This is a genomic window from Anabaena sp. UHCC 0187 (genome assembly GCF_009712035.1).
GTDB lineage: Bacteria > Cyanobacteriota > Cyanobacteriia > Cyanobacteriales > Nostocaceae > Dolichospermum.
Map to the genome: position 1 here is coordinate 1 of NZ_VILB01000038.1, position 7,360 is coordinate 7,360.

General features: G+C 38.3%; 3 protein-coding genes. 1 reads left to right on the forward strand and 2 read right to left on the reverse strand.

What is annotated here, in order from left to right:
• Window positions 1-122: 122 nt before the first annotated feature.
• Both FJR11_RS22695 and FJR11_RS22700 read right to left on the reverse strand, forming a co-directional pair.
• Window positions 123-1,193, reverse strand: a complete 1,071-nt coding sequence (locus FJR11_RS22695) for a response regulator (RefSeq protein ID WP_168507860.1) — start codon at window positions 1,191-1,193, stop codon at window positions 123-125.
• Window positions 1,194-1,202: 9 nt separating this feature from the next.
• Window positions 1,203-6,014 (reverse strand): PAS domain S-box protein, encoded by a 4,812-nt coding sequence (locus FJR11_RS22700; RefSeq protein ID WP_168507862.1) that lies wholly within the window; start codon window positions 6,012-6,014, stop codon window positions 1,203-1,205.
• 252 nt (window positions 6,015-6,266) lie between these two features.
• Between FJR11_RS22700 and FJR11_RS22705 the strand changes: the two genes are divergently transcribed.
• Complete coding sequence (locus FJR11_RS22705; protein WP_168507864.1) at window positions 6,267-7,280, forward strand: tRNA-dihydrouridine synthase; 1,014 nt, start codon at window positions 6,267-6,269, stop codon at window positions 7,278-7,280.
• Window positions 7,281-7,360 lie beyond the last annotated feature (80 nt).

The window sequence follows — 7,360 nt, forward strand, 5'->3', positions numbered from 1 at the left end:
GAAGAAGGAATAAGAAGAAGGAATAAGAAGAAGGAATAAGAAGAAGGAATAAGAAAGAAAGAAAGAAGAATAATATTGAATCGGAAAAGTGTTTAACAGTCTCCTCCTTTCTGCTTGAATCCTTAAATTTCAACTATAAAAATTGCCCCAGTTGGATAATTTTCTTCCACTTTGATGTATCCATCATGAGCTTCGACAACCATTTTACAAAAAGCCAAACCTAAGCCAATCTGATATGCACCTGTGATTAAATTTCCTACTTCATATTTTGTGAAAATCACTTCTCTTAATTCTTCTTTTACACCCGGACCAGAATCACCTATTTGAATAATAAATTTCCCTGCTGGTGTATAATCAGCAAAAATAGAAATTTGGCTTTTTTCAGGTGTGAATTTAATCGCATTGGAAAGTAAGTTATCAATTACTCTGCGGAAAAGAGTTGCATCCAAACTGACTGTTATTCCAGGTTGTGGTAGTTTAGTAATTAATACTATATTTTTTTTAGTTATAGTTAGTTCAATATCTGTAATAGCAGCGGAACAAATATCAAAAATATCAGTATCTGTGCATTGAAGTGTCATCTTACCAGAATCTAATTTTGCCATAATCAGCAAACTATCAATCATGGATTGTAATTTTTGGGCGTTAGTGATAATTTGACTGGTTTTTTTTTCTTGACGTTCTGGTGAATAGTCAGTAATTCGCAAGATTTCCGCAGACATAATGATAGCTGTGAGGGGATTTCGCAAATCATGAACTATCATATTAGACAGGTCTTCTCGTAAATATAAAGTTTCTTGTAAAGCATCATATTGTTGTTTAATCCGCAGCATAGAACGCATCCGCGAACGTAATTCTAATCCATTAATGGGTTTACTAATAAAATCATCAGCACCAGCTAATAGACATTGGGATAAATCTTCTTTACTAGAAAGGGCTGTGACGATAATGACGGGAATATGTTTCCAATGAGAATTGGACTTAAATTTTTTACAAAATTCGATACCATTCATTTCTGGCATCATCACATCTAATAAAATTACATCAGGTTGGAAATATTCTAAAAGCTCTAGGGCTTGTTTTCCATTGTTAACATAACTCAATTCATAACCTTGATTATCTAATAATGTGTCAATGACATCAAAGTTATCAGGTTCATCATCAATAATTAAAATTTTAGGTGAGATAGTCATATTGAAAGATTATTTTTTACTTAATAAGGTTTGAATTTTATCCAGGATCATTTTCAACTTGATTGGTTTAGTAAAGTATTCATTTGCTCCCACTGTCATCCATTTTTCGTGATAGCTTTGCTGATTACTGGCATCACCCAAAGCAATAATGGGTAAATGCTGGAACTGGTGATCAGTACGTAGTAATTTAATTGCTTCTAGTCCATCCATCCGTGGCATTTGGATATCTATGATGATCAGATCAGGTTTTTTTACCTTAGTTATATTTACACATTCTTCGCCATTTTGGGCTAAAATTATCTGATATCCCCTAGCTTCTAAATAGTTAATTATTGTGCTGATATTAGCTTTAGTATCCTCACTGAAAAGAATTATAGAACAAGACTTTTTATGAATATAGTTAACAGTTGTTGATGAAGTAGTTTCTTGATTTTGCTTTTCATTGGCCAAGACATAATTCCTAATTGTTGGTTCTGCTATGTATGGTATATATATTTGGAAAGAACTACCATGATCAACTTCACTTGTCACTGTGATTTTGCCTCCATGTAATTCTACCAGTTGACGGACTAAAGATAAACCTAATCCCGTGCCATTGTATTGTCTGTTTAAACTACTGTCTATTTGTACAAATGGTTTAAAAAGTTTATTTAAATCAGTATTAGCTATACCAATACCGTTATCAATAATTGAGAAGCGCACCCATTCGGAAAAATTGGGAATTGGCAAATTTGCTTTTTTGCCGCTGCTATCTGATATCTGCCCCTTTTCTGTCTCTTCTCCCCGCTCTACCACAAGTTGAATTTTGCCACCATCACGGGTGAATTTAACAGCGTTATTGAGTAAATTAATCAATATCTGACGAAATCGGCGTTCATCAACAATAATTTCTGGGAGGTTAGCTTGTACTTCCACATTAATCTGGATATTTTTTTTAAGTGCCTGTTGTTTAACAAATATCAAGCTAGAATCACAAAGTAAGCCACAATTAACGGACGTAAGTTGTAACTGTAATTTTCCAGCTTCAATTTTTGACATATCAAGAATATCATTAATTAATTCCAATAAATGTTTTCCACTACGTTCAATAGTATTGATAGCTAATTTTTGACGATCATTGACTGTTCCAAAAACATCTTCTAGTAAACCTTCAGACATTCCTAAAATGGCATTTAGAGGGGTACGCAATTCATGACTCATATTGGCGAGAAACTCATCTTTAAGCTGGGTAGCACGGGCTAATTCATCATTGCTTTGCCGCAGCTTTGCTTCAATTTGCTTTCGCTCGCTAATTTCTGAAGCTGCACCAATAATTTGTTTGGGGAGGTTGTTGCTATCCCGATTAAATACTGTATCGTGACTGAGAAACCAATGCCAATTACCAAGGTGATCGCACATCCGGTATTCTATTTCTCGAATTTCTTCATCACTAGCTGTGATAAAATTAGCATGGTGATCAATAACTCTGGGTAAATCATCAGGGTGCATAATTCTGGTAAATAATTCCTTGCCCATTTCTTTGATTTTTTGGGGAGAGTAGCCAATGAATCTGGCAATCTCAAGATTTGTATAAATATTGCGTTTTTCGTGTATATCGTAAATATAAAGAATATCCGGGCTGGCTTCAGCAATTCGCTGAACGAAGTATTGACTTTCTTTTAAAGCTATTTCTACTTTTTTCCGATCTGTAATATCTAAAGCAGCACAGGTAATCCCTTCTATATTGCCATTGAGATCGTATAGGGGATGAATAGTTAATACATAACAAGTAAAATTATCATTTTCACCAATAACTATTTCTTCTCTCATACTTTGCCCTGTAGACAAAACATGGCGTTTCCAAGATGTTAATTTATCGGCATCTTTAGGTGAGAACAAATCATCATCAAACTTACCAATTACTTGTTCAGGTTGGAAGCCTAATATTGGATTATAAATCCAAGTGTAACGGAGATTAATATCTTGATTAGAGACGATAATTGGCGAATTATTTAAAGCAATGCGAAAGCGTTCTTCACTGTAGCGGAGGGCTTCCTCGGCAGTCCGCCGGATGGTAATATCTTCGTAAGTTCCCAAAATGCCAATAATATTACCATCAACATCTCGTAAAGGGACTTTATTAGTTTCTAACCATATAAATGAACCATCAGGTTTGTGTAAAGTTTCCTGAATGTGTAGTTGTGCCTCACCACTATTAATCACCAAGCGATCACATTCTATATAATCTGCAATTTCTTCTGGAGTTGCCGAAATTTCATGAGAACCTTTACCGATTATTTCCTCTGGTGTAAAACCAACATCTTCCGCAAAGTTCCGGTTACATCCTATAATCACCGATTGCCGATCTTTCCAAAATACTCGCTGAGGAATTGTGTCTAATATCAATTGTAGCATGATTTGAGAGGTTTGTAATTGTTCCTGCGCCATTTCTCTGTCAGCAATACTTTGTTTTAAGGCTGTGGTTCGTTGTTCAACTCTTATTTCTAGTTCTTCGTTCAGTTGCTGTAATTGAACTTCAGCAATTTGGCGATATCTTTCTGCGGCTTGTCGTTCACTAATATCCACAAAAGTGACAATTACTTGTTGCAAATTACCATCAGTTAAAAATACCGGAAAAGCATTTACCAATAACCAGAGGAAAGTTTGACTACTAGGCCGATTTACCCCTAGCAAATAGTTATTTAAAGGTTGCTGTGTATTCATCACCAAATTAACCGGATATTCTGATGGTGGCATTACTGTTTCATCTTCCCGACAAAAATACCAAGTTGGATCAAGAGCAGTTTTCCCCTGCATTTGATCAAAAGTCAGTTCTAGGAGTTCACAAGCTTTCAGATTGCAAGTAAGAATGCTGGTGTCAGTAGCATGAGTAATTACTCCCAATGGAAGATTTTCTACTAATAACCGATATTTTCCTTCACTCTCACGTAATAATTTTTCGGTTTGCTTGAGTTCTGTAATGTCTGACAATGACATTAAAAAAGCATTCTCACCATTCCACGGAATTGATGCAGGCTGCATATTTACCGTGCGTTGCTGGCCATCTGGTTGCAGTATTTCAATTTCTTGGACTTGATGACTGTCACAATCATAAGGAAGTGCAAAAGGCCAACCTTCGAGTTCCTGAATTCTTCTATCAAACATCCTAGCGGCTGCTGGGTTGACAAAGAGAATTTTCCCCTGGATATCTACAGTCACAAGACCACTGGCGCTAGTTTCGACAATAGTTCGTAAGCGTTCTTCACTTTTACTTAAAGCAATTTCTGCCTGTTTTCGTTCCTGAAGTTCTAACTGGAGACGATGATAAAGTTCAGCTTGCTGGATAGCTATAGATACATGAGTAGACAACTGTTGTAGCAATTCCGTCTCTTGTGGTTGCCAGATTCTGGGGGCATCGTTTTGACAGGCTAACATTAACCCCCAAAGTTGGTCTCCGACAATAATAGGAACGAGAATTTTGGCTCTGATTTGCAGATACTCTAACAGTTGCCGATGACAAGGGGTCATGCCATCAGTTTGAATGTCATTGACAACCCGAATCCGCCCGTGAATATACGGCTCAATCCAATTTTGGGCAAAACAAGGGTCAAAAACCTCTTCTCCCTGAAATGATAACCAGCCGCTTGTGACATCCTCGGCAATGACTATACCGCTACCATGGGGATTTAATTGGTAGACAAGAACGCGATCGCAGTTTAATACTTTTCTCACCTCAGTAGCCAAAGAGTTGAGGATTTCTTCTAAATCTAGGGAAGTACGAATCCGATTAGCGATGGCACTGACTAAGCGTTCCCGTTCTGTCTGTGCTTGTAATTCTCCTATGCGTTTTTCAACTTCTGCTTCTAATTCCGCATTGCGGTTTTGCAATAACTCTAGTTTTTCTACCTCTAGCTGGCATACTTTATGCTCTAATACCTGGACGACCTTATAAATATCTAGGGGGTTTAGGGCTTGCAACAAGCTGGTGTAAGTCATAAAGCCCAGCAATTCCCCCTGTTCACCCGTAACGACAATTCGGTGTATTCGCCTGTTTTCCATCAGCATTAACACTGACCAAAGAGTATCCTCCGGTGATACAGAAAATACTGGGCTACTCATCACCGTTTGCACTTGTATACAATCCAAATCTAAATTCATCGCTTGGAATTGGACAATATCTCTTTCAGTAATAATCCCTATGGGCATGGGTAAATAATTTCTTGCTTCGATAATCACCACGGAACTGACTTTTTCCTTGGTCATTAACTTGGTAATCTCTAAAACTGATGTTTCTCGCTCAGTATAGACGACCCGAAGGGTCATAACTTCCGATACCAAACGCAACTGTAATAGGTCAATTGGTCGCAGCAGTTGACGTAAGTTTTCGTGGGTGATCAGTCCTACAAGTTTTTGATCATCATCTAATATTGGTAAATGACGAATTCGATGCCGTCTAAATATATTTAATACTGCAAATAAGTCATTGAAATCTGACTGTTGAATAGTAATTACACTGTGAGTCATAACATCAGCAATTATGACATCGCCAATTTGTCTTCCCGCCGCACTCAAATGGACTACATCCCGCTTGGTAAAAATTCCTACTAGTTGCTTGTTCTCCATTACCAATACACAACTAGCACGAGCATCAGCTAACAAATAATTAGTATCACCATTGATATTTTCCAATGTACAGCTTGCCCTGGCATTACTCATCAGCGCGATTGCTTCAGCCACTGATGTATTAGGATTCACAATCAATGGATTGTAAGCGATAGCTGCGCTCACCGAAGGTATCGCCTGTTCCAGATTATTGGTTTCTATCAAGGATGTGAGTAACATAATTCAGGAGTCAGAAGTGCGGAGTGCGGGGTTCAGAAGGAGGACAATTATGCCTATAATGTACTTTATTTTTCTCCACACATTTTGCTTATCTTCCGTCCACCTACTTAACATCTGTGCAACAATCTAAAATTATGGGATACCTGACTGATTATTAAGGCAGTATCTCTCATTTTCTACAAAAAGCTGGGAGTAGATAATACTCAAATTACCTTTTGGACAAGTTTAATTCTGCAAATTCTTTTCATCTCTATGTTCCAGGTATCGCTCCCCCAATCGCTTCAGAAAAACCTACCGTTCACTGCTCTTGCACCCATGCAGGATGTAACAAACCTCTGGTTTATGAAGGTTATTGCCCACTATGGCAGTCCTGACTACTTCTTTACCGAGTATTTCCGTGTCAATGATACCTCACGGCTCAATTCTAAAATTCTGGCAGCAATCACCGAAAATGATACCGGTCGCCCTGTTTTCGCCCAAATGATTGGTGAAAGCATTCCCGATTTAGTCAGAACAGCAAAGGAACTCTGCAAATATAATATCGCGGGAGTAGACTTAAATATGGGCTGTCCCGCGCCGAGAATCTATCGTAAAAATGTTGGGGGTGGATTGCTGCGAGAACCGGAAAAGGTAGATCGGATTTTAGGAGAACTGCGTGCTGCTGTGAATGATAAACCTTTAACCGTCAAAATGCGTGTAGGCTTTGAAAATACAGATAACTTTTATGCAATTTTAGATATAATTAATCGCCACAATATTGATTTGCTGAGTTTGCATGGTCGCACGGTGAAAGATATGTACCACGGGGAAGTTAAATATGATTTGATTGCGGCAGCGGTGAAACGGGTAGATTGTCCAGTGCTGGCTAATGGTAATATCAACTCGGCGAAAACTGCCCTAGAAGTGCTTTCCCACACGGGTGCGGCGGGTGTGATGGTGGGACGCTGGGCGATTGGCAATCCTTGGCTATTTAATCAAATTCGTCAGGCTTTGGGAGGAGAACAGATCACACCGATTCCTTTAGTAGAGGTACGTAATTATATTGATCGTTTATACCAAACTCCCACAGCGTCAACTATGCCAGAACGGGCGCGGGTAGGCTACCTGAAAATGTTCCTTAACTACATTGCTTTAAGTGTTGACACTGAAGGTGATTTCCTGCGATTGATGCGACGGACACAGACTGAGATAGAATTGTTTGATTTATGCGATCGCTTTCTCCTGAGTGATATGACGCAAACTTTAGCCCTAGCACCCTCCTTCTAAACTAGATAGGGTTTGCTGAAAAAGTGGAAAAAGGCAAAAAAAAATTGACCAGGTAGTTAGGCAAAAGCAAAGATAAGTTG